The following is a 24,548-nucleotide window of genomic DNA, read 5'->3' on the forward strand; positions in this document are numbered from 1 at the left end:
TTGTCGCCAGGCAGACATTTCGCTAAAGTCTCGCCCCTTCTCACTGGCATGGGGATTAATCGTGTTTATTGGATTTGACTACGGTACGGCAAACTGTTCGGTTGCCATTATGCAAAACGGGCAACCACAGCTCCTGAAGATGGAAAAAGAGAGCACACTGCTGCCATCAATGCTCTGCGCACCCACTCGCGAAGCGGTCAGCGAATGGCTGTTCCGTCATCATCAGGTGCCCGCTACCGCGGCGGAAACCCAGGCGCTGCTGCGCCGGGCGGTCAGTTTTAACCGCGACGAAGATATCGACGTGACCCCTTCCAGCGTGCAGTTTGGCCTCTCATCGCTGGGCCATTACATTGACGATCCGGAAGAGGTTTACTTCGTTAAATCCCCGAAGTCGTTTCTGGGCGCCAGCGGATTAAAACCACAGCAGGTGGCGATGTTCGAAGACCTGGTGTGCGCCATGATGCTGCACATCCGTAACCAGGCGCAGACCCAGGTACCCGATCCCATCACCCAGGCCGTTATTGGTCGCCCGATCAACTTCCAGGGTCTGGGCGGTGAAGAGGCTAACCAGCAAGCGCAGGGGATCCTCGAGCGCGCCGCACACCGAGCCGGTTTCCGTGACGTGGTCTTCCAGTATGAGCCGGTAGCGGCAGGACTGGATTTTGAAGCCACATTAACGCAAGAGCAACGCGTGCTCGTTGTGGATATCGGCGGGGGCACCACCGACTGCTCTTTACTGCTGATGGGGCCACAATGGCATCAGCGTCGTGACCGCGAAACTAGCCTGTTGGGCCACAGCGGCTGCCGCGTAGGCGGTAACGACCTGGACATTGCTCTGGCATTTAAAAGCCTGATGCCGCTGCTCGGCATGGGCGGACAAACCGAAAAAGGCATTGCCCTGCCAATTCTGCCCTGGTGGAACGCCATCGCCATCAACGACGTTCCGGCGCAGAGTGATTTTTACAGCACCGCGAACGGGCGCTTCCTGAACGATCTGGTACGCGACGCGCAGTACGCGGATAAAGTCGCCCTGCTCTATAAAGTGTGGCGTCAGCGTCTCAGCTATCGCGTGGTGCGTACCGCTGAAGAGAGCAAAATCGCCCTCTCTGACCGTGCTGAACACGCTGTCTCATTACCTTTTATCAGTGATGAGCTGGTGACCGCGATATCGCAGGAAGGGCTGGAAACGGCACTCGCCCAGCCGCTGCAGCGGATCCTCGAGCAGGTGCAACTGGCGCTGGAGAATGGCAAAGAGAAGCCGGATGTGATTTACCTGACCGGCGGTAGCGCCCGTTCACCGCTTATCAAGAAAGCGCTGGCGGAACAGCTTCCGGGTATTCCGATTGCCGGTGGCGATGACTTTGGCTCCGTAACGGCAGGTCTGGCCCGCTGGGCACAGGTGATGTTCCGTTAAGCCCCGACGGAAGCCCTCGAAATGCGCAGGGCTTCCGTTGTTTACAGCGCGTTAAAACGCACATTTTCCTTTTTACTCGGCAGCACGCTGCCCTTTTTGCATGCCGCTTCTCGTGTCGTCGGCTGGCTTTGCTCGACAAATCGCCGGAAATCAGCGAACGGCACCGGGGGCAGGAAATGATACCCCTGCAGGTAATCCACCTGTTTGCTGATAAGCCACTCTCGCTGATAAGCGTACTCCACCCCTTCCGCCACGGTACGCAGCCCCAGAATCATCGCCAGATTAATAATCGATTCCAGCATCGGCAGCGGTTGGTTATCAGCCTGGATAGCGTTGATAAAGGTCTTATCAATTTTTATGACATCCAGTTCGAGTTCATTCAGATAGCATAAATTCGCGTATCCTGTACCAAAGTCATCCAGCGCAAACATCACCCCGCGATTACGCAGTGAACGTATCAGTTCTTTTATTGCAGGCGTCACGGCCAGCGTTTGATTTTCGGTGATCTCAATCATGAGCTTCACCGGTAACGATTCTGTCAGCTCTAAAAAATTGAGGCACTCCCAATAAAACACCGGGTTACTTAACGTGGTTGGACTGACATTAAACGCCACAAACAGCGGTGTATTTAACCCGTTATTCTTTTGCTTTAAGTCACTGGCAACTTTATGCATTAAATAGCTGGTGAGTTCGTTAATCAGGCCACAGCTTTCTGCCAGCGGAATAAATTCTCGCTGCGAAATCGTGTAATTATGCCCTAATGGCCAGCGGGCCAAAATCTCTATACCACACAGCTCACCACCTGCACCGACAACGGGTTGATAATAAGGTAAAATTTCATCATTTTTGAGTGCCAGACTCAGACGCCCCGCATCATTATTATCATAACTACGCCCGGTGGATTTGCGCATTAACGTACTGTTCTGCCCCACATCTCTTTCAGTCAGGAAACCATTGCGGATAAGAAAAATAATAGATTCAATAAAATTTTTAAAACCAAGCCTGTGCGTTATTTTATCCCGGTAGCGATACAGGGATTTTGTGGTCAATGAATTTGCCCGGCAGAATTCGGCCTGCCCCTCTTTCGTCATCATGGCATTAAGCATGTCTGCCTCAAATTCGGTTAACGCGAAAACGTCCAGCTCATCTGATTTTACGCGTGATTCCGGTTGCGGGGTGGTCATCAGTATACGCGTGAGTATATCGATGACGGTCGTATAATGCAGTGTTACATCAATTGAGGTACTGTATTCATAGCCTCGATTAATACACTCATTTTCGCTCAACCTGAGAACAACGCTGTTTACCATGATAAACTGGCTACTGTTACGATGTAGCCATTTCTTCACCAGGAAAAAGGGCATCCGGTTATCAACAATTAACAGACAGGAGTTGTATTGCTGAAAAGAAAGGTCTGACTCTGATATAAATGTCTGACTGTCGACCAGTACCAGATTAGGCAAAAAAGCCCTAAGCCCGGCGAAAAGATAAATGTCATAACTGAGCAGGAAGACCTTTTTCTTATTCATAATAATCACCATCACGTTTTCATTGTAAAACGCAGCCTTCCCGAACAGGAAAGTGTATTCACAATTGACCTGGTATTCACATAGACTTAAGGTAAAACAAATAAAATGCCTTTAGATTGCATAGTGTGTAGTAGCTCATCCCCCTTGCAATAAAACTGAGCGCAGGGGAAATGATAAGAATATTCTTGCTGTATCGGTAGCGAATTCTGAGGTCCGAAATGAGTACAAACTTATGCGCTTATATTCACATTCGGACAAACTTTAGTGATAATAAACACTATTTTAACAGAATAAAAAACCATAAATGATGCGACACATAGGTTATTATTTCAGAATAAGACGATACCCTATTCTGAGGATTACGCTGCCCGACACACCAACAGGGTGCGTCGCAAATCGCGTATACCGTACACATTGTGCGCAATATGCATTATTTTATAATAGAAGTTGTGTTGCTTAGACATAATTAATCCCGTGATCTCATCAGGCAAATCATCATTATCATTTTTGATCACAGAAACCCGTTGGGTACGTATGTAGCCGTCACTATCATTACCTAAAAATTTAAGCATCGTGGAACGGTTAATGGCGTAGCTTTTCCCATTAACATTAATCACGCCCACTTGTGACAATACCCCCTCTTCAGCAGATGATATCCTGAAAACCAGCAATACCTCCCCTTCGATGTGCATACCTGTTTTTTGCGTATTGAGCACAAGATGGTTCTTCGCTGAGCATACCAGCGCTGCCGGAACCTCATGACGTTTAAATAAAAACAAAAAAATGATAACAAGCGCTACGGCAAGACTAAAATACATAATTTTCGCACGCATGTGCAACTCCCCGGGAGCCTAACGTACATATACTGAAAAATGATTCCTTTAGTTTATTACCCGCAGACAATCCATTGTCATCATAAAACACAATGACCTTATTTCTTCCCTTACAGATAGATTTGAATTGCTGCCATCGGGATGAATTCAAAAAAGTGGATATTTTCTCAACTGAATTATCATCTGTCGTAAATATTTCACAGGAACCGGATTTTTGTACATGCACTACACCATCGGTATCTCGTAATAATTTTGGCAGAAGGACAAAGCCAGATATCACCAGGCTGATGCCTAACATTCCGCCAACGATCGTTTTACCGTATCGCCTTAACCCGGGTTTGGTGGCGGAGGTTAATGCAGTGATGCTATGCGGCAACGCATCTTCTTTTACGTTTTCGATCTGCGCCTGAAAAACAAATCCTTCTCGGGGGATAGTTGCGATCAGATTATCCATTCCCAGTTCTGCTAACGTTTTGCGCAAAATACTGACATTTTTATTCAGACTGTGACCTGATGGGATCAACCCATACCTTCCCCACACTTCTTCTATAATCAGATCCCGATGTAATTGTTTGCGGTTATTCGCAATAAAGAGCTCCAGTAATCTTGCCGTTGCAGCGGACAGAACCACTCTTTCTCCCTGTACACTTAGCGCTCTGGTCTCTGAATCGTATACAATATGATCATTGATTATCTTTTTCATCCGGGAACTCTTTTATTATCGGCGGCAGTGCCAGCACGCAGTACAGAATATATTCCCAGAGTTCAGTTAGCAATATAAGAACTGTTTCTTTAAACTTTAACTGTTATTTTTAAAACAACCATCGCCTATCGGTATATATTTTTTCAACGCAACGATGAATTTTTTATTTTTAGTGTTTAACGCGCCGCTTCGGTAGGTCTCTCCAGGCAGCAGGTAGCGCATCGTCGCCTCGTCATCGGTTGACTGGCATCCCTTGTGTACGATGATCCTGAAAAACGTATTGCCAGTATTTGTCAGCGCCCCTTTTTGCTCATCCAGAGTATAACCTAGCGTCAGCTTTCTGGGCCTGACCACCAGTATCGTATCCAATGCAATAGCGGGCACAGCTTCACTTGCTTTGCCTGAATGACGTTGAGCAAACAGCGTTACCGGCATCTCGCGAAACTGAATCCGGTAGTAACGCTCTTTGTCATCCTCGGGCCCGCGATAGAAGATCTTAAAATACTCCCCGGCGTCCGGGGCGAGCGAAAACGTGAGCGGTGTAAACAGCAACTCCCCGTCCTCTATTGGCAGACGCTTTTCCCCACCCGGTCCTGGACGGTCGATTTTAATCGCCGAAATGCTGTACACATTCTGTTTGTGGCTGTCGTTGTAAATACGTTTGCTAATGAACGACCGCTCTGCGGGGATATCATAGATCGTGGAGTCCAGATACAGCGCGTGGGCAGAAAGCGTGTAAAGCGCAATGCAGAGTCCCACCACACCCTCCGTGACCTTCCGCCAGCGCATCATTTTGTTACTCCCAGCCAGTTCGCGGTGACTTTGATTTCACCACTGGCGCTGACCACGCCTTCCCAGTCAGCGCCAGCCACCGTCAGTGCTGAGCGGGAATCATTCATCGGGAACAGCAGCGTTAAGTTGGTGCTGAAAAAGCTGCCATCATCCGTGTTGTTGGCATCCCATGGCACCTGTTGCCATAACGCATCGTTCAGACTAATGGCATTTTCACTGCAGCTGTTCCTCACCTGAGTAGGGCTTCCCGACGCGGTGTTGTATTGCAGATAGGCAGGGACAGGCACGTTTATTCCCCCCTGTGCCGACGTAAACAGGCAGTAAGGGGTATCGTTGATTGTCGTGCTGTCCCCGATAACCTGGGCCGTAATACTGTCGGCCTGACGGGGTCCCGATACGGTGACGACGTAATCCATCTCGATCGGCGCGTCATCTCCGATGGTGCCGCTTCCACTGGCAGAGGCCGTATTATTCGATGAGACAATGCTAATCCCATACTCCTTCGGCACAATATTGAGCTGCAAAGAGGGGGTAAACTGGTAATAGCCTGACTCCGGGGTTAATGCATTCGTAAACGCAAACGTAAAGGGCTGGCTGTTGGTAATACTGACGCCTGCATCCACCAGATTCTTAAGGAATGTTTTCGACAAAAAGACATAGATATACTGGCCAGATGTCGAAAAGACGTTGTAATACGCCGTCGAGGCGCTGAAGTTATACCATGTCGAGCCATTTCCTGAATATTTCACGGTGGTTGCGGAAGGGGTAAAACCCAACGCAGCAGAATCGATATACGCTCTGAATGTCAACGATGCCGTCAAATTTTGTGTCTGCTCAAGGTTGTATTTGACCATTTTACAAATTACGCCATCAACGTTACTGACGACACCCAGCTCACAGGATCCGGAATCATTTGTGATACTTGGGGTTCCATCACTGGCGATCCACAGCTCCTGAAAGGCACTTGTTGATTCCAGCGCCAGATGTCCCCGCTTGTTTAACGTGTAATTGATGTAATTCCAGCGACCTGTTGTCTGATCCTTACAGCGTTGTCCTGAGGCGTAATCATAGTTAACCGAGGTATAGCAGCGGTTAAAAACATAGGTTTCGCTGCCACCCGTCGGCATATTACGAAAATACTCATAGGCTGAGTTGCTCAGCGAAGCAAAGCCATACGCTCCGCCAATAACCCCCGCCACGGATCCAACCTGCGCGTGGTAAAAACCATTGTTATCCACCCCCTGCCCGGCAATGTAGCCCGTCGTCGGACACTGCGAACCTCGGTAGCAGCGTATTCCTGTGAAAGGAGCATCAATGGGCGAATTATCAATCCACATATCCTGATAATTATTGGCCGGCGCAGTCCAAATGACATAACCCAGATAACCGAGGCTGACCTGGGAGGTACCGTATTTAACCCAGGTATTTGACCCGCTGAAACGGGGATCTAACGCGGACGGCGTAATGAAATACTCACCGTCAATGTCGTTCTCGATAAATAAAAACGTGTTGTTGATCGCCCCTGACGATGAGGCAGTCAGTGCCCTTGCGGAGAAGGGAATTAACCCCGCCAAAAACAGGAGCGAAATAAAAACGGAAGCACTTTTTTTCATAGCATTATCTCTGCGCCATCGTGGTTTGCGGTGCACATTTAACATCCCCTACCCACGCAGCGCCCCTGGCTTTTTCCAGATCTAAATCCGCTTCGCAGATATTACCGTTGGCGGACACCAGGGTAATAACGGGATACTTCTTATCAATATCAATAGCGAACTCACCTTTCGCGTCGGTGCGCGTTTTGCCGATGTGGTTATGAATGTCCGTATTTGACGCCAGTTCACCATTCGGATATCGCACCCGGCCAAACACGGTCACCATGCTTTTCACCTCAGGTGACACCACGCCGACGTTACCGGGATAAAGGTTAAGCGCCTGTTTACGGCCCGAGACAATGTCAAAACTGTCTTCAGAGTTTTTATCATTCATAATTTCCAGCTTGTATTGCGCATAAGGCGGGAGTGCAATAAAGCTCGATTTGCCGCTAAGAATATAATTTCGGTTATTTATTTTTGCGGCCAGCTTTCCGTCACCCACAAGATCGGTTTTCACAATAATGCCCGAGCGCTGTCGCTCTTTGCTCAGACCAAAATCCCCACCCGCCCAGGCAACGGAACCCTGAGAGGAGAAGTTCATATTGGTCGAGTTGTCCGCTGAACGGGTCACCGAAACCGTACCGCCGTTATAGCGGGTGTCATAACTCAGGTTGCCATTTACAGCGTAATTGTTGTCGTAGTTCTGCTCTCCACTCAGGCGAGTCGAGGCGGAAATGCCTGCAGACGTAATGACGCTATCCTCAAATTGTTTACGCGCGCTGATATTGCCCTGTGTTGCGCCGTAACGATCGCGTGAAACCCCGACACTCATCCACGAGGCCAGCGGCAGCGATAAATCCAGGCTGACATAGCGTTCCTGACGTCCGTCATCATTCGTATTGTTGTAGTAATAGCGCTGTACCCCGGCCCGTAACCCCACTGTGGCGTACCGTCCCGCATAGAGGGTAGTACTGTAATCCAGGTTTCGGTAGGTATTACCGGAATAGCGGTTTTCGGTCTGGCTGACAGTTAACGTGCCACCGTGCGGAATAAACCGGCTCAGGTTCAATGTTGCGCCAACCGAATAGTTATCCCGCTCCTGCACCGGCAGACGGTTACCGATTTTGCTGTCTTCCCGCGACGCCCACAGCGATCCAAACCCGCCTGGAGCATTAAGACTGGCGCTGCTGACGTTGCGCCATGTTCCGTCGTTCGCCACCAGCGTTTGTGTCCCGACGCTGGCATATTCGTTGACGTTAAGAGTAATGTCCGTTTCATTGACGGCATTGTCATCAAACCCATAGCCTGTCGTTTTCAGGGTGAGCCCGGAGAGCATTGCCAGGGTTAACGAGGCCGCACCACCCGCAATCCAGGTCTGTTCACTGCCGGCATCACGGTAATGATTGCGCTTATAACTCACGCGGTCGTAATCAAGTGAACCGCCAAAAATTTGCCATGCGACTTCATGCAGGCCTGCGGCCTGCTGGCGGGCAAAAATTTTATTCACCCGACTGACGCGGGTGTTCACCGTCCGGCCATTTACCACGACATCCACCGTGACGTCATACACACCGTAAGGGAACCGGCTGGTATCAATTTCGTAGCTGCCCATGTTGAAGTTCTGAACGCTTAACAAGCGCCCATCACGAAACACATGCACTTCACCGGCAGACGGTAAAAATATGGTTATTGGGATCAAGGACAGGGAGGTGTTTTCAACCACCGTACTGCCTTTATTGCCGTAGCTGACGCCGTAGATCTTGCCGCCATTCAGCGCATTGAGGCTGGCGATCGACTGAACGTTCCAGGTGTCGAGCATGCCCAACGCCAGACGATAACCCTCATAATCGCGCTCATACATGGCACGATACAGTTTGCTGGAGCGGTTACTCTCGCCAATACCATAGACCGAGCCATTGATATTGAGGTGGTGCTCTCTCAACGAGGTGGTGTTATCGAGTGTTAAATAACTGCGAGAGCTGCTGCCATTGCGGTAGTCATTGTAATAGGTACCAAAGTTGTAATTCAGCACAGTAGACAGTCGGTCAACGCTGGACGGTCCCAGCAATGAACTGCGGGCGACCACCGCTTCAGTCAGGGCATCCCGGCTGACAATCATCTCCAGATGAAAAGAGGAGACGTTTAATTTCAGCCGTGCGTCTCGCGAAAGGGCAAGAAAGGTATTGTCGATAAATTTCGCATCGCCTATTTTTTCCACCATCTCGCGCGTTTTCTCTGAAAGCACCGCGTTATTGGGCAAATCGGCAATCATAATGGATTTTACAACGATATTTCCCTCAACCAGCGAGATGACCGCATCAGCAATTTTTTGTTGGCTTTTTGTATCCGTCTCCTGGTAGCGGATATAAACGGGGACCGTCATCCCCTGTTCAAGAGAACGCGCGAATGCCCCTGGAATAACATAATTACCAATCTTAACCGGTGCAGAATGCGCAACCCCTGATGTTAGCGCATAAGAGAGTAATAAACTCCCTCCTATAAGATATTTAAAAGACATACGCATCCTTACTTTTCGGTATTTTTATTACTGGTACCGGAAATGACGCCGTGTATTACTTCACTGTAATAAATTGCTTGCCATGCCAAATCCCAATGCGGGTGCGACTGTTTGACACATCGCTTTTCTGCAATCTTATTTTTGTGCCTGGCATGACGTAATAACGCTCGCGACACCCTCGTCCCCGATCCTGTGACGCCTCTTTGCAGGCTCCGTAAGCAATGACCCGAAACGAGACGTTGCCTTTGTTGGTGATGACATCCCCGTCACGACCGTATTCGAATCGCTCCTTGCGTGGCGCCACGACCAGAATTGTCCCGATTTCTGCCGACGCCGTCGCAATCGCGGCTTTGCCAGCCTTAGTCGATGCGCTTTCGCTTACGGGTTCGTCAACCCACTGCAGCCGGTAATAACGTTCTTTGTCATCTTCAGGGCCCTTATAGAAAAAGCGAAAAACATCTTTCGCCTCACCGGGTAAAATAAGGCTCGCCGGTGTAGAAAGTAATTCTCCCGACGTTTCAAATTGCATTTCTGTTCCGTCAGGCAGCGGTGAAGAGAGCCTTTTTACGGTAACGCTCACATAGCGGGCGGAATCAGTGGTGTTAATAATTTCTTTTGATAACGCGTTTTGATCGGCCGTCATTATTGACGTGATATCACCCACATTAATCGCCAGACTGGAAAAGGATATAGCCATCCCTGCCAGCGCTGCGAGTGGCAAATATTTCTTCATCAGTGCATTCCTGCGAAATTCGGGAGAGAGCCTCTCCCGAATTAATATTCATTACGCTGGAGTGGTCCAGGTTGCATTGAACTGAACTTTTACGTCACCCGTCCAGTAACCATCCGGCAGCGCAGAATAGTCAGTTACAGCAGTCGAACCGTCAGAAGTCGCTGAAGCGATGGAGAATTTGAAGCTGGACTGATCGCTTACACGCTCAGCGCCGTTATAGGCGCCATCGGCCAGCAGGCTTTCCAGACCTGAAGTGGAAGCCGCATTCACCAGAACGGTTTCGGCAGAGTTAGACAGCGCCTGACCATTCCATGCCACGCCCACATTCAGGGTAGATGCATCACCGCTTGCATTGGTCAGCGTATTGCTGATGACCTGAGCAGTCAGTTCAAAATCGGTTGCACTTTCCTGTCCCTGAATCGTCACATCAAAAGCGCCATCCTGAGTGTTAAACCCATTCAGGCCCTCTGCATACTGGAACGTCAGCGAGTTCAATGGGGTCACGACCAGCAGGCTGGTTGTATCTTTCGTTGCCGTTGCATCCCATGATGCGGTGGCAGATGCCGTAACATCAGCCATAGCATTTGCAGCAGCAAATACAGAAACCAGAGAGGCCACCAGTAATAATTTTTTCATTTTCATCTCCTGAGAACAAACGTACTGCCAGGTGCCATTTAATAAATAACCTGGAAGCTCCATTTAAATGCGAACGGGATTTACCGCGCCGAAAAAGTATTATTTGAATTATGTTTCAGGACAACCAATCGAATGACGAAAAAACCCTCCGTCGCTAGGATTTTTCTCATAATCATTCATAACGAGATCGCTTAAATAAAAATATAAAACCATTTAAATAACATTTTTAAAATAAAAATCTATAATTATCGCAATTTTAGGTAATTTAAACTGTTTTAGCTTTTTGATACAAATCAAAAGTGATGCAATGAAAGGAATAACAAAAACATATTTCAAATCAAATAAATACGTCACATTGCAAAAAATCATTAGTTTGTTAATGATTTGATAACAAAATGAAAAATATTGGTATAACAGAGAATATTCCGATCCTTACATGATGAATAATGAAATTTTCCTAAAGACAAATTAAATAATAAAACCAATTGTTATCTTTCTCCGTTTCTCACCCGGCAGATAAATAATAAGAATATTTCAGGTGGCAGGGAATATTCCTGGTAAATTATGCACTGGCAATTGTTCCGATTTGAAGGCCGTCTCACGCCGCGCCCCTCCCCCTGCCAATCAGACAAATCCAGACAGTCTTCCATATTTCCTCCATTTTTCTGCCGTGTTGCCTGACTAAACTAGTATCATTCCCCGAAGTATTCAGGATGAGAACGTATAACGATGAAAGGCAGTAACAAATCCCGCTGGGCAATCGCCGCTGGCATCATTGTGGTGGCTCTTGCCGCCGCCTGGTTCTGGCACAATCACTCTTCTGACACTTCCGCAGGTGCCAGCAGTCCATCACAGCGTCCCGCGAGTGGCGGGCGTCACGGCATGCGCGGCGGTGCGCTGGCTCCCGTTCAGGCGGCTACTGCGGTAAATAAAGCGGTGCCCCGTTATCTCTCCGGGCTGGGAACCATTACCGCCGCCAACACCGTTACGGTTCGCAGCCGTGTGGACGGGCAGCTGATGGCGCTTCACTTCCAGGAAGGCCAGCAGGTTAAAGCCGGGGACTTACTGGCGGAAATTGACCCAAGCCAGTTTAAAGTCACCCTCGCGCAGGCGCAGGGCCAGCTCGCGAAAGACAAGGCCACGCTCGCGAACGCCCGACGCGATTTGGCACGCTATCAGCAACTGGTGAAAACCAACCTGGTATCGCGTCAGGAACTGGATACGCAGCAGTCTCTGGTCAGCGAAGCGCTGGGCACCCTTAAAGCCGACGAAGCCGCCGTGGCCAGCGCACAGTTGCAGCTCGACTGGAGCCGCATCACCGCCCCGATTGACGGCCGCGTCGGTCTGAAGCAGGTTGATATTGGCAACCAGATTTCCAGCGGCGATACCACCGGTATCGTGGTCATCACCCAGACGCATCCTGTCGATTTAGTCTTTACCCTGCCGGAGAGCGACATCGCAACCGTGGTTCAGGCGCAAAAAGCCGGCAAAGGGCTGGTTGTGGAGGCCTGGGATCGCGCCAACAAGCAAAAATTGAGCGAAGGCACCCTGCTCAGTCTGGATAACCAGATTGACACCACCACCGGCACCATCAAGTTAAAAGCCCGCTTTAACAATCAGGATGATGCGCTTTTCCCGAATCAGTTCGTGAATGCGCGGATGCTGGTCGCAACACAGGAAAATGCGGTCGTTATCCCGACGGCGGCACTGCAGATGGGCAACGAAGGGAACTTTGTCTGGGTGCTTAACAGTGAGAATAACGTCAGCAAGCATCTGGTGAAAACCGGCATTCAGGACAGCCAGACGGTGGTGATCAGCGCCGGCCTTTCCGCAGGTGACCGCGTGGTTACCGACGGTATTGATCGTCTCACCGAGGGGGCGAAAGTCGAAGTGGTTGAAGGCCAGCAACAGCCTGCTAAGCAGGGAGCGACGTCCTGATGCAGGTTATGCCCCCGAGCTCTACAGGTGGGCCTTCACGCCTGTTTATTCTGCGCCCTGTTGCCACCACGCTGTTAATGGTGGCGATCCTGCTGGCCGGGATTATTGGCTATCGCTTCCTGCCCGTCTCGGCGCTGCCGGAAGTGGATTATCCCACCATCCAGGTGGTCACCCTTTATCCGGGTGCGAGCCCGGATGTGGTGACGTCGGCCATCACCGCGCCGCTGGAGCGCCAGTTTGGTCAGATGTCTGGCCTGAAGCAAATGTCCTCGCAAAGCTCCGGCGGAGCATCCGTGGTGACGCTGCAGTTCCAGCTTACGCTCTCACTCGACGTTGCCGAACAGGAAGTACAGGCCGCGATTAACGCAGCCACCAACCTGCTGCCATCGGACCTGCCCAACCCACCGGTCTACAGCAAAGTAAACCCGGCGGATCCGCCGATCATGACGCTCGCCGTCACCTCCTCCGCCATGCCGATGACCCAGGTCGAAGACATGGTCGAAACGCGTGTGGCGCAGAAAATTTCACAGGTCTCTGGCGTGGGGCTGGTTACGCTTGCCGGCGGTCAACGTCCGGCGGTGCGCGTGAAGCTCAATGCCCAGGCCATTGCCGCGCTGGGCCTTACCAGCGAAACTATCCGCAGCGCCATCAGTAATGCCAACGTCAACTCGGCGAAAGGCTCGCTTGATGGCCCAACCCGGGCCGTCACCCTCTCGGCGAACGATCAAATGCAGTCCGCGGATGAATATCGACAGCTGATCGTCGCGTACCAGAACGGTGCGCCGGTGCGTCTGGGCGATGTGGCAACCGTTGAGCAAGGTGCGGAAAACAGCTGGCTCGGCGCCTGGGCCAACAAACAGCAGGCAATCGTGATGAACGTCCAGCGCCAGCCGGGTGCCAATATCATTGAAACCGCAGACAGCATTCGCACTATGCTGCCGCAACTGATTGAAAGCCTGCCCAGGTCAGTGAGCGTGAAAGTGCTGTCTGACCGGACCACCAATATTCGCGCGTCCGTGACTGACACCCAGTTTGAACTGATGCTGGCGATTGCGCTGGTGGTGATGATCATCTACCTGTTCCTGCGTAACGTGCCGGCGACCCTCATTCCTGCCGTCGCCGTGCCGCTCTCACTGGTGGGAACATTTGCCGTCATGGTGTTCCTCGATTTTTCGATAAACAACCTGACGCTGATGGCCCTTACCATTGCCACCGGCTTTGTGGTCGATGACGCTATCGTTGTTATCGAGAACATCTCGCGCTATATCGAAAAAGGTGAAAAACCGTTAGCCGCGGCGCTGAAAGGGGCGGGCGAGATCGGCTTTACCATTATCTCCCTCACCTTCTCACTGATTGCGGTACTGATCCCGCTGCTGTTTATGGGCGATATCGTCGGGCGTTTGTTCCGCGAATTTGCCGTGACGCTGGCCGTCGCCATTCTGATTTCCGCCGTGGTGTCACTGACCCTCACGCCGATGATGTGCGCCCGTATGCTGAGCCACGCCTCCCTGCGCAAGCAAAACCGCTTCTCGCGCGCCTCTGAGCGGATGTTCGAACGCATTATTGCCGCTTACGGACGGGTGCTGGCGAAAGTGCTTAACCATCCATGGGCAACCCTTGGCGTGGCGCTTGGTACGCTGGCGCTCAGCGTTATGCTGTGGATTTTCATCCCGAAAGGCTTCTTCCCGATTCAGGACAACGGCATTATCCAGGGCACGCTTCAGGCACCGCAGACGGTCTCCTTCGCTAACATGGCGCAGCGTCAGCAGCAGGTGTCAGAGATCATCATGAAAGATCCGGCAGTAGAGAGCCTGACCTCGTATGTCGGTGTCGATGGCACCAACCCGTCGCTGAACAGTGCCCGCCTGCAGATCAACCTTAAACCGCTTGACGATCGCGACGACCGCGTGCAAACGGTGATCGAACGCCTGCAAACTGCCGTGGCGCGCGTGCCGGGTATTGAGCTGTACCTCCAGCCGATTCAGGATTTAACCATCGATACCCAGGTGAGCCGTACCCAGTACCAGTTCACGCTGCAGGCCACCACCCTTGATGCGCTCAGCACCTGGGTACCGCAACTGGTGGATAAACTCAACGCCCTGCCGCAGCTCTCGGACGTCAGCAGCGACTGGCAGGACAAAGGGCTGGCGGCATATGTGAACGTCAACCGCGATACCGCCAGCCGGCTTGGGATCACCATGGCCGACGTGGATAACGCGCTGTATAACGCATTCGGTCAGCGTCTGATCTCCACCATCTATACCCAGGCGAATCAGTATCGCGTGGTGCTGGAACACAACACGGAAAACACGCCCGGCCTGGCCGCGCTCGATTCGGTGCGCCTGACCAGCAAAGACGGGGGCATCGTGCCCCTCAGCGCCATCGCGACGGTGGAAGAGCGCTACACACCGCTGTCGATTAACCATCTGGATCAGTTCCCGTCCACCACCATCTCGTTTAACGTACCGGACGGTTATTCACTGGGCGAAGCGGTGGAGTCCATTCTGGCCGCAGAGAAGACGCTGAACTTCCCGTCTGATATTCAGACCCAGTTCCAGGGCAGCACGCTGGCGTTCCAGGCCGCGCTGGGCAACACCATCTGGCTGATTGTCGCGGCCGTGGTGGCGATGTATATCGTGCTCGGTGTGCTGTATGAAAGCTTCATTCACCCCATTACCATCCTCTCCACCCTGCCAACGGCGGGCGTGGGGGCGCTGCTGGCATTGATGCTGGCGGGGAGCGAGCTGGACGTGATTGCCATCATTGGGATCATCCTGCTTATCGGGATCGTGAAGAAAAACGCCATCATGATGATCGACTTTGCCCTTGCCGCCGAGCGCGAGCAGGGGATGTCGCCGCGTGAGGCAATTTTCCAGGCCTGTCTGCTGCGTTTTCGCCCGATCCTGATGACCACGCTCGCCGCCCTGCTAGGTGCCCTGCCGCTGATGCTCAGTACCGGTGTTGGTGCCGAGCTGCGTCGTCCGCTGGGGATTGGTATGGTCGGTGGCCTGCTGGTAAGCCAGGTCCTGACCCTGTTCACCACGCCGGTCATTTATCTGCTGTTTGACCGTCTGGCGCTGTGGACGAAAAGCCGCTTCCCGAAACGTGAAGAGGAGGCGTAAATGAAGTTTTTCGCCCTCTTCATTTATCGCCCGGTGGCGACGATTTTACTCTCACTCGCCATCACCCTGTGCGGCGTCCTGGGCTTCCGGTTGCTGCCGGTGGCCCCGCTGCCGCAGGTGGATTTCCCGGTGATCATGGTCAGCGCCTCGCTGCCCGGTGCATCACCGGAAACCATGGCCTCGTCGGTTGCCACACCGCTGGAACGTTCACTCGGGCGAATTGCCGGGGTCAACGAGATGACCTCCAGCAGCTCGCTTGGCAGCACGCGCATCATTCTGGAATTCAGCTTCGACCGGGATATTAACGGCGCCGCGCGCGATGTGCAGGCGGCGATCAACGCCGCGCAGAACCTGCTACCGAGCGGGATGCCGGGCCGTCCGACCTACCGTAAAGCGAATCCGTCCGATGCGCCGATCATGATCCTGACGCTTACCTCGGACACCTATTCGCAGGGGCAGCTGTACGATTTCGCCTCCACCCAACTGGCACAGACTCTCGCCCAGATTAACGGCGTGGGTGATGTCAGCGTTGGCGGAAGCTCTCTGCCCGCCGTGCGCGTGGGCTTAAACCCGCAGGCGCTGTTTAACCAGGGTGTTTCACTGGACGATGTGCGCTCTGCCATCAGCAATGCAAACGTGCGCAAACCGCAGGGGGCCATCGAGAACAGTAGCCACCGCTGGCAAATCCAGACTAACGATGAGCTGAAAACCGCTGCGGAATACCAGCCGCTGATCATTCACTACAACAACGGTGCGGCGGTGCGCCTGAGCGATGTCGCGAGCGTCACCGACTCGGTGCAGGACGTGCGCAATGCCGGGATGACCAACGCTAAACCGGCCATTTTGCTGATGATCCGCAAGCTGCCGGAAGCCAACATTATTGAGACGGTGAACAGTATCCGCGCGAGATTGCCGGAACTCCAGCAGACCATCCCGGCGGCAATCGATCTGCAGATTGCCCAGGATCGTTCCCCCACCATTCGCGCCTCGCTCGAAGAGGTGGAGCAGACGCTTGTGATCTCCGTTGCGCTGGTGATTCTGGTGGTCTTCCTGTTTCTGCGTTCAGGCCGGGCCACGCTGATCCCTGCGGTGGCTGTGCCTGTCTCGCTGATAGGGACCTTCGCGGCGATGTATCTGTGCGGATTTAGCCTTAACAACCTGTCGCTGATGGCGCTGACGATTGCCACCGGCTTCGTGGTGGATGACGCCATTGTGGTGCTGGAGAACATCTCGCGCCATCTGGAGGCGGGGATGAAACCGTTGCAGGCCGCGCTGCAGGGAACGCGTGAAGTGGGCTTTACGGTACTGTCGATGAGCCTGTCGCTGGTGGCGGTGTTCCTGCCGTTACTGCTGATGGGCGGCCTGCCTGGCCGGCTGTTACGGGAATTTGCCGTCACGCTTTCTGTCGCCATCGGTATTTCATTGATCGTGTCCCTCACGCTCACGCCGATGATGTGCGGCTGGATGTTAAAACGCAGCAAGCCCCACTCTCAGCCGCGCCGTAAGGGGTTTGGTCGCTTCCTGCTGGCGATGCAAGAGAGCTATGGCAAGTCCCTGAAGTGGGTGCTGAGGCATACGCGCATTGTCGGCCTGGTGCTGATTGGCACCATCGTGCTCAACGTCTGGATGTACATTACTATCCCGAAAACCTTCTTCCCGGAGCAGGACACCGGGGTGCTGATGGGCGGGATCCAGGCAGACCAGAGTATTTCGTTTCAGGCCATGCGCGGCAAGCTGCAGGACTTTATGAAGATCATCCGCGAAGATAAAGCGGTAGATAACGTGACCGGCTTTACCGGCGGTTCGCGGGTGAACAGCGGGATGATGTTTATCACCCTGAAGCCGCGTGACGAGCGCAATGAAACCGCCCAGCAGGTTATCGACCGCCTGCGCGTGAAGCTCGCCAAAGAGCCGGGCGCTAATCTGTTTTTGATGGCCGTTCAGGATATCCGCGTCGGCGGGCGTCAGGCTAACGCCAGCTATCAATACACGTTACTCTCTGACGATTTAGCCGCCCTGCGCGAGTGGGAGCCTAAGATCCGCAAGGCGCTGGCCGCTCTGCCACAGCTGGCGGACGTTAACTCCGATCAGCAGGACAACGGCGCAGAAATGGCGCTGACCTACAATCGCGAAACCATGTCACGTCTGGGGATTAACGTCGATGCCGCCAACAGCCTGCTGAACAATGCCTTCGGCCAGCGTGAGATTTCCACCATCTACCAGCCCATGAACCAATACAAGGTGGTGATGGAGGTGGACCCACGTTACACCCAGGACATCAGCGCGCTGGACAACATGTTTGTGATTAATAACGACGGTAAGGCGATCCCGCTCTCTTACTTTGCCAGCTGGCAGCCGGCGAACGCGCCGCTGTCGGTGAACCACCAGGGCCTTTCGGCGGCATCGACCATCTCCTTTAACCTGCCAGCCGGTTCGTCCCTCTCTGAGGCCAGCGATGCGATCAACCGTGCGATGACCCAGCTTGGCGTGCCGTCCACGGTACGCGGCAGTTTTGCCGGTACCGCGCAGGTGTTCCAGGAGACGATGAATTCGCAGGTGATTTTGATTCTGGCCGCCATTGCGACGGTCTATATCGTGCTGGGCGTGCTTTATGAAAGCTACGTCCATCCGCTGACCATTCTCTCCACGCTGCCGTCGGCGGGCGTCGGGGCGCTGCTGGCGCTGGAGCTGTTCGGCGCGCCCTTCAGCCTGATTGCGCTGATTGGTATCATGCTGTTAATTGGCATCGTGAAGAAAAACGCCATCATGATGGTGGACTTCGCGCTGGACGCCCAGCGAAATGGCAACCTGACGCCAGAAGAGGCCATATTCCAGGCCTGTCTGCTGCGTTTTCGCCCGATCATGATGACCACGCTGGCGGCGCTGTTTGGCGCGCTGCCGCTGGTGATTTCCGGCGGTGACGGCTCAGAATTGCGCCAGCCGCTGGGGATCACCATTGTCGGGGGGCTGGTGATGAGCCAGCTGCTGACGCTCTACACCACGCCGGTGGTCTATCTGTTCTTTGACCGTCTGCGGGTGCGTTTTTCGCGTAAAAACAGAACGATGGTAACCGAATAAATGACCGACCTCCCACGTCACGTACGCTGGCAGCTGTGGATTGTCGCCTTCGGCTTCTTTATGCAGTCGCTGGATACAACCATCGTCAATACCGCCCTCCCCTCGATGGCAAAAAGCCTGGGGGAGAGTCCGCTGCATATGCATATGGTGATTGTCTCCTATGTATTAACGGTGGCCGTTATGCTTCCGGCCAGCGGCTGGCTGGCGGACAAAGTGGGCGTGCGGAATATCTTTTTCACCGCCATCGTGCTGTTTACCACAGGCTCGCTGTTTTGCGCCCAGGCGAATACGCTGGATCAACTGGTGATGGCCCGCGCGTTACAGGGCATTGGCGGGGCGATGATGGTGCCTGTCGGGCGGCTGACGGTGATGAAGATTGTGCCCCGCGAGCAGTATATGGCCGCGATGACCTTCGTCACCCTGCCAGGCCAGGTCGGCCCGCTGCTTGGCCCGGCGCTGGGCGGAGTGCTGGTGGAGTATGCCTCCTGGCACTGGATCTTCTTAATCAACCTGCCGGTGGGCATCATCGGCGCGATTGCCACCCTGATGCTGATGCCTAACTACACCATGCAGACCCGGCGCTTTGATTTCCTGGGTTTTATCCTGCTGGCGGCGGGGATGGCGATGCTCACCCTCGCGCTTGATGGCCAAAAAGGCCTCGGGATTTCCGCCCTGACGCTTGGCCTTCTGGTGGCGCTCGGCATTACCGCTATCCTGTGGTACCTCTGGCATGCCAGAGGTAACGAGAGCGCGTTGTTCACGCTCGATCTGTTTAAAAACCCCACCTATCGTCTGGGCCTGTTCGGGAGCTTTGCCGGGCGCGTCGGCAGCGGCATGTTGCCCTTTATGACGCCGGTCTTTTTGCAGATTGGAATGGGATTTTCACCGTTTCACGCCGGGTTGATGATGATCCCGATGGTACTTGGCAGCATGGGAATGAAACGCATCGTGGTGCAGGTGGTTAACCGTTTTGGTTATCGCCACGTCCTGGTTGCCGCGACGCTTGGGTTGGCCCTGGTGAGCCTGCTGTTTATGGCCGTGGCGCTGCTGGGCTGGTACTACGCGCTGCCGCTGGTGCTGTTCTGCCAGGGCATAATTAACTCTGTGCGCTTTTCATCAATGAATACCCTGACGTTAAAAGCACTCCCGGATGACCTGGCGAGTAGCGGAAACAGCCTGCTGTCGATGATCATGCAGCTCTCCATGAGCGTAGGGGTGACCCTTGCCGGTTTACTGCTCGGCATGTACGGACAGCATCATCTCAGCGTCGACACGCCGGTCGCCCATCAGGTCTTTTTGTATACCTATCTCAGCATGGCGGTGATTATCGCCCTGCCCGCGTTCATCTTCGCCAGAGTGCCGGATGATACCCGTAAGAACGTCGTTATCCGACACGGCAAAAGGAGTGCACCATGAAATTCTGGCGTCCGGGCATTACCGGTAAACTCTTTGTGGCGATATTTGCCACCTGTATCGTGCTGCTGGTCACCATGCACTGGGCCGTGCGGGTCAGTTTCGAACGGGGTTTTATTGATTACATCAAGCATGGAAATGAACAGCGTTTACAGGGGCTGAGCGATGCGCTGAGCGATCAGTATGCCCTGCACGGTAACTGGCGTTTTCTGCGCAATAACGACCGCTTCGTATTCCAGATCCTGCGCTCGCTTGAGCATGATACCGGTGACGATCGCCCGGGCCCCGGGATGCCGCCGCACGGCTGGCGCACCCAGTTCTGGGTGATAGACCAGGATATGCGCGTACTGGTTGGCCCGCGCGCGCCCATTCCGCCGGATGGCACAAAGCGGGCGATCACAGTGAATAACGCCACCGTCGGCTGGGTGATCGCCTCGCCGGTTGAACGCCTGACGCGCAACACCGATATCAACTTTGATCGCCAGCAGCGCCGCACCAGCTGGTTGATTGTCGCGCTCTCCACCCTGCTGGCCGCGCTCGCGACCTTCCCGCTGGCCCGCGGTCTGCTCGCGCCGGTTAAACGGCTGGTGGAAGGGACGCATAAGCTGGCCGCCGGGGATTTCTCCACCCGCGTCGATACCCGTAGCCAGGACGAACTCGGCAAGCTGGCGCAGGACTTTAACCAGCTCGCCAGCACCCTGGAAAAAAACCAGCAGATGCGACGCGATTTTATGGCCGATATTTCCCATGAACTCCGCACGCCGCTGGCGGTGCTGCGCGGCGAACTGGAAGCTATCCAGGACGGCGTGCGTCAGTTCACTCCCGAATCGGTGGCCTCGCTGCAGGCGGAAGTGGGCACGCTGACCAAACTGGTCGATGACCTCCACCAGCTCTCCATGTCGGACGAAGGCGCGCTGGCCTATCAGAAAGCGCCCGTCGATGTGATAAACGTGCTGGAGGTGGTAAGCGGTGCCTTCCGCGAACGTTTCGCCAGCCGCAACCTGAAAATCGATCTCTCACTGCCTGACAGCGCCGTGGTGTTTGGCGACAAAGACCGCCTGATGCAGCTGTTCAACAATCTGCTGGAAAATAGCCTGCGCTACACCGACAGCGGCGGTGGCCTGCATATTTCCGGCAAACAAGAAAACGGGCATTTTGCCCTGACCTTTGCCGATTCCGCCCCCGGCGTGCAGGATGCACAGCTGGAAAAACTGTTTGAGCGATTTTATCGCACCGAAGGCTCCCGCAATCGCGCCAGCGGCGGGTCCGGTCTGGGACTGGCGATTTGCGTTAACATCGTCGAGGCCCATAATGGCACGATCCGCGCCGCCCATTCGCCTTTTGGCGGGGTAAGCATTACAGTAGAGTTACCTCTGGAACGGGATTTATCGAGAGAAGCATGACCGAGTTACCGATTGACGAAAACACGCCACGCATTTTGATTGTCGAAGACGAGCCGAAGCTCGGGCAGTTACTGATCGACTATTTACGCGCGGCAAGCTATGCCCCCACGCTTATCAGCCATGGCGATCAGGTGCTGCCTTATGTGCGCCAGACGCCGCCGGACCTGATCCTGCTGGATCTGATGCTCCCCGGAACCGATGGCCTGACCCTGTGCCGGGAAATTCGTCGCTTCTCAGACGTGCCGGTGGTGATGGTGACGGCGAAAATCGAAGAGATCGACCGCCTGCTGGGCCTCGAAATTGGCGCGGATGATTACATCTGCAAGCCATACAGCCCGCGTGAAGTGGTCGCGCGCGTAAAAACCATTCTGCGCCGCTGTAAGCCCCATCGTGAACTGCAGGTACTGGACGCGGAAAGCCCACTTATCGTCGATGAAAGCCGTTTCCAGGCGAGCTGGCGCGGCAAGCTGCTGGATCTCACCCCCGCCGAATTCCGCCTGTTGAAAACCCTCTCCCACGAGCCGGGGAAGGTCTTCTCCCGCGAGCAACTGCTGAACCGTCTGTATGATGATTACCGCGTCGTGACTGACCGTACCATCGACAGCCATATTAAAAACCTGCGCCGCAAGCTGGAAGCGCTCGATGCGGAGCAGTCATTTATCCGCGCGGTGTATGGCGTGGGCTACCGATGGGAAGCCGATGCCTGCAGGATAGCCTGAGCATTTAGCTTACCGAACCCGCCTGCTGGCGGGTTTTTCATTTCTGGAAAGCAACGAAGAATCAACCATACTCACATTACCGGTTCGCTTATTGATAACTGGTGCAGATAATTCCACTTCGTTCAAGGAGTTCCTATGTCTGGTTGGTTCGAGTTAAACAAAAGCAGTGATGGGCAGTTCAGGTTTGTTCTCAAAGCAGGAAACGGAGAAACGATCCTGACCAGTGAGCTTTACACCACCAAAAATTCCGCCGAAAACGGTATCGCCTCCGTTCGCACCAATAGCCCTTCTGATGAACGTTATGAGAAGAAAGTGGCCACCAACGGTAAATTCCACTTCAATCTGAAGGCCGGGAATCATCAGGTTATTGGCAGCAGCCAGATGTATGCCTCGGAACAGTCGCGAGATAAAGGCATCGCGTCGGTCAAAACTAACGGTTCAAGCCAGACGGTAAAAGACAATACCTGACGACACGCCTCCGGCCGGGTTAGCGATGGTACGACCCGGCGCTTTACCTCCCTGTCCCTCAGCGCTACAATGCCCGCCCTTAAAGTGGGGGATCTCCCCTTACCGCTGCACCTGGTGCATGCGGATCTGACCTGTCATCAGAACGAGAACAAACATGTTTAAACCGGAACTCCTTTCCCCGGCGGGAACGCTGCAAAATATGCGTTACGCTTTCGCCTATGGCGCTGACGCTGTCTATGCTGGCCAGCCGCGCTACTCGCTGCGCGTGCGTAACAATGAATTCAACCACGAGAACCTGCAGCTCGGCATTAACGAAGCACATGCCCTGGGCAAAAAATTCTACGTGGTGGTCAACATTGCGCCGCATAACGCCAAGCTGAAAACGTTCATCCGCGATCTGAAGCCGGTGGTTGATATGGGACCGGACGCGCTGATCATGTCGGACCCGGGTTTAATCATGCTGGTTCGGGAGAACTTCCCGGAGATGGATATTCACCTCTCCGTTCAGGCCAACGCCGTTAACTGGGCAACGGTGAAATTCTGGAAACAGATGGGGCTGACCCGCGTCATTCTGTCTCGTGAACTTTCGCTGGAAGAGATTGAAGAGATCCGCACGCAGGTGCCGGATATGGAAATCGAAATCTTCGTTCACGGCGCGCTGTGCATGGCCTACTCCGGTCGCTGCCTGCTCTCGGGATACATCAACAAGCGTGACCCGAACCAGGGTACCTGCACCAACGCCTGCCGCTGGGAATATAACGTTCAGGAAGGCAAAGAAGACGACATCGGCAATATCGTCCACAAACATGAGCCGATCCCGGTGACCAACGTGGAGCCAACCTTAGGCATCGGCGCGCCAACTGATAGCGTGTTCATGATTGAAGAGGCCAAACGTCCGGGTGAGTACATGACCGCCTTTGAAGACGAGCATGGCACTTACATCATGAACTCCAAAGACCTGCGTGCGATTGCGCACGTTGAACGTCTGACGCAGATGGGCGTGCATTCCCTGAAAATTGAAGGCCGTACCAAGTCCTACTACTACTGCGCGCGTACTGCTCAGGTGTACCGTAAAGCCATCGACGATGCCGCTGCTGGCAAACCGTTCGATACCAGCCTGCTGGAAACCCTGGAAGGCCTGGCGCATCGCGGTTATACCGAAGGCTTCCTGCGTCGTCACACCCATGACGATTACCAGAACTACGAACACGGCTATTCCGTTTCCGAGCGCCAGCAGTTTGTCGGTGATTTTACCGGTGAGCGCAAAGGTTCGCTGGCCGCCGTGGCGGTGAAGAACAAATTCACCAAAGGCGACAGCCTGGAGTTGATGACCCCGCAGGGCAACATGAACTTCACCCTGGAACATCTGGAAAACGGTAAAGGCGAAGCAATTGACGTGGCGCCAGGCAACGGCCATACCGTCTGGCTGCCGGTACCCGAAGAAGTGGAGCTGGAGTTTGCGCTGCTGATGCGTAATTTCAACGGTGAAAGTACCCGTAACCCGCACAGTAAATAGTCAAGCAGGGAAATTTTTTCGCGCTGGGATAATTCTTAGAATCGGATCACATACCGCTTCGTTCAATACGGGTATTATCCCCCCGCTGAAAAACATAACCCATAAATGCTAGCTGTACCAGGAACCACCTCCTTAGCCTGC

Annotated in this window: 17 protein-coding genes; 9 read left to right on the plus strand and 8 right to left on the minus strand. The window is 53.7% G+C overall.

The window, feature by feature from the left end; translation table 11 throughout:
* Nucleotides 1-61 precede the first annotated feature (61 nt).
* Nucleotides 62-1,414: a molecular chaperone gene (gene yegD / locus AM379_RS23915; RefSeq protein WP_106504327.1), complete on the plus strand. Its 1,353-nt coding sequence runs from the start codon at nt 62-64 to the stop codon at nt 1,412-1,414.
* Between the two features lie 41 nt (nt 1,415-1,455).
* Here yegD and AM379_RS23920 read toward each other — a convergent pair whose 3' ends face one another.
* The 8 genes from AM379_RS23920 to ecpA form a co-directional block, all read right to left on the minus strand.
* Entirely contained in the window at nt 1,456-2,943 is a 1,488-nt protein-coding gene (locus AM379_RS23920) for an EAL domain-containing protein (RefSeq protein ID WP_236900317.1), read from the minus strand.
* A 359-nt stretch (nt 2,944-3,302) separates the two neighbouring features.
* Nucleotides 3,303-3,776 carry a hypothetical protein gene (locus tag AM379_RS23925; RefSeq protein WP_020883251.1) on the minus strand — a complete coding sequence of 158 codons (474 nt, stop codon included), beginning with the start codon at nt 3,774-3,776 and terminating at the stop codon, nt 3,303-3,305.
* Nucleotides 3,751-4,479 carry a winged helix-turn-helix domain-containing protein gene (locus AM379_RS23930; RefSeq protein WP_014170839.1) on the minus strand — a complete coding sequence of 243 codons (729 nt, stop codon included), beginning with the start codon at nt 4,477-4,479 and terminating at the stop codon, nt 3,751-3,753. The genes AM379_RS23925 and AM379_RS23930 overlap by 26 nt, the downstream gene beginning before the upstream one ends.
* A gap of 96 nt (nt 4,480-4,575) precedes the next feature.
* A complete protein-coding gene (locus AM379_RS23935; protein WP_106504329.1) occupies nt 4,576-5,271 on the minus strand; it encodes a fimbrial protein in 696 nt (231 codons plus the stop codon).
* Nucleotides 5,268-6,884 (minus strand): fimbrial protein, encoded by a 1,617-nt coding sequence (locus AM379_RS23940; RefSeq protein WP_072255707.1) that lies wholly within the window; start codon nt 6,882-6,884, stop codon nt 5,268-5,270. Before AM379_RS23940 ends, AM379_RS23935 begins: the two co-directional genes overlap by 4 nt.
* Nucleotides 6,885-6,888: 4 nt before the next feature.
* Entirely contained in the window at nt 6,889-9,381 is a 2,493-nt protein-coding gene (locus AM379_RS23945) for a TcfC E-set like domain-containing protein (RefSeq protein WP_106504330.1), read from the minus strand.
* Between the two features lie 55 nt (nt 9,382-9,436).
* Nucleotides 9,437-10,114: a hypothetical protein gene (locus tag AM379_RS23950; RefSeq protein ID WP_032680622.1), complete on the minus strand. Its 678-nt coding sequence runs from the start codon at nt 10,112-10,114 to the stop codon at nt 9,437-9,439.
* A 51-nt stretch (nt 10,115-10,165) separates the two neighbouring features.
* The gene (gene ecpA, locus AM379_RS23955; protein WP_020883247.1) at nt 10,166-10,750 is read right to left on the minus strand and encodes a common pilus major fimbrillin subunit EcpA; all 585 of its coding nucleotides are present in this window, start codon (nt 10,748-10,750) and stop codon (nt 10,166-10,168) included.
* A gap of 729 nt (nt 10,751-11,479) precedes the next feature.
* Between ecpA and AM379_RS23960 the strand changes: the two genes are divergently transcribed.
* The 8 genes from AM379_RS23960 to trhP all read left to right on the plus strand — a co-directional run bounded on the left by AM379_RS23960 (nt 11,480) and on the right by trhP (nt 24,407).
* On the plus strand, nt 11,480-12,688 hold the full coding sequence (locus tag AM379_RS23960; RefSeq protein WP_106504331.1) for an MdtA/MuxA family multidrug efflux RND transporter periplasmic adaptor subunit: 1,209 nt from the start codon (nt 11,480-11,482) through the stop codon (nt 12,686-12,688).
* Nucleotides 12,688-15,810 (plus strand): MdtB/MuxB family multidrug efflux RND transporter permease subunit, encoded by a 3,123-nt coding sequence (locus AM379_RS23965; RefSeq protein ID WP_063924754.1) that lies wholly within the window; start codon nt 12,688-12,690, stop codon nt 15,808-15,810. The genes AM379_RS23960 and AM379_RS23965 overlap by 1 nt, the downstream gene beginning before the upstream one ends.
* The gene (gene mdtC, locus AM379_RS23970) at nt 15,811-18,888 is read left to right on the plus strand and encodes a multidrug efflux RND transporter permease subunit MdtC (protein ID WP_106504332.1); all 3,078 of its coding nucleotides are present in this window, start codon (nt 15,811-15,813) and stop codon (nt 18,886-18,888) included. It abuts the gene before it with no gap.
* Nucleotides 18,889-20,304 (plus strand): MFS transporter, encoded by a 1,416-nt coding sequence (locus AM379_RS23975; protein WP_014170850.1) that lies wholly within the window; start codon nt 18,889-18,891, stop codon nt 20,302-20,304.
* On the plus strand, nt 20,301-21,704 hold the full coding sequence (baeS, locus tag AM379_RS23980; protein ID WP_020883244.1) for a two-component system sensor histidine kinase BaeS: 1,404 nt from the start codon (nt 20,301-20,303) through the stop codon (nt 21,702-21,704). Before AM379_RS23975 ends, baeS begins: the two co-directional genes overlap by 4 nt.
* Nucleotides 21,701-22,423: a two-component system response regulator BaeR gene (baeR, locus tag AM379_RS23985; protein WP_014170852.1), complete on the plus strand. Its 723-nt coding sequence runs from the start codon at nt 21,701-21,703 to the stop codon at nt 22,421-22,423. The genes baeS and baeR overlap by 4 nt, the downstream gene beginning before the upstream one ends.
* A gap of 135 nt (nt 22,424-22,558) precedes the next feature.
* A complete protein-coding gene (locus AM379_RS23990; protein WP_014170853.1) occupies nt 22,559-22,891 on the plus strand; it encodes a YegP family protein in 333 nt (110 codons plus the stop codon).
* Between the two features lie 154 nt (nt 22,892-23,045).
* The gene (gene trhP / locus AM379_RS23995; RefSeq protein WP_106504333.1) at nt 23,046-24,407 is read left to right on the plus strand and encodes a prephenate-dependent tRNA uridine(34) hydroxylase TrhP; all 1,362 of its coding nucleotides are present in this window, start codon (nt 23,046-23,048) and stop codon (nt 24,405-24,407) included.
* The last annotated feature ends 141 nt before the right edge of the window (nt 24,408-24,548 follow it).

This window comes from Enterobacter cloacae complex sp. FDA-CDC-AR_0132, from assembly GCF_003010695.1.
Taxonomy (GTDB): domain Bacteria; phylum Pseudomonadota; class Gammaproteobacteria; order Enterobacterales; family Enterobacteriaceae; genus Enterobacter; species Enterobacter ludwigii.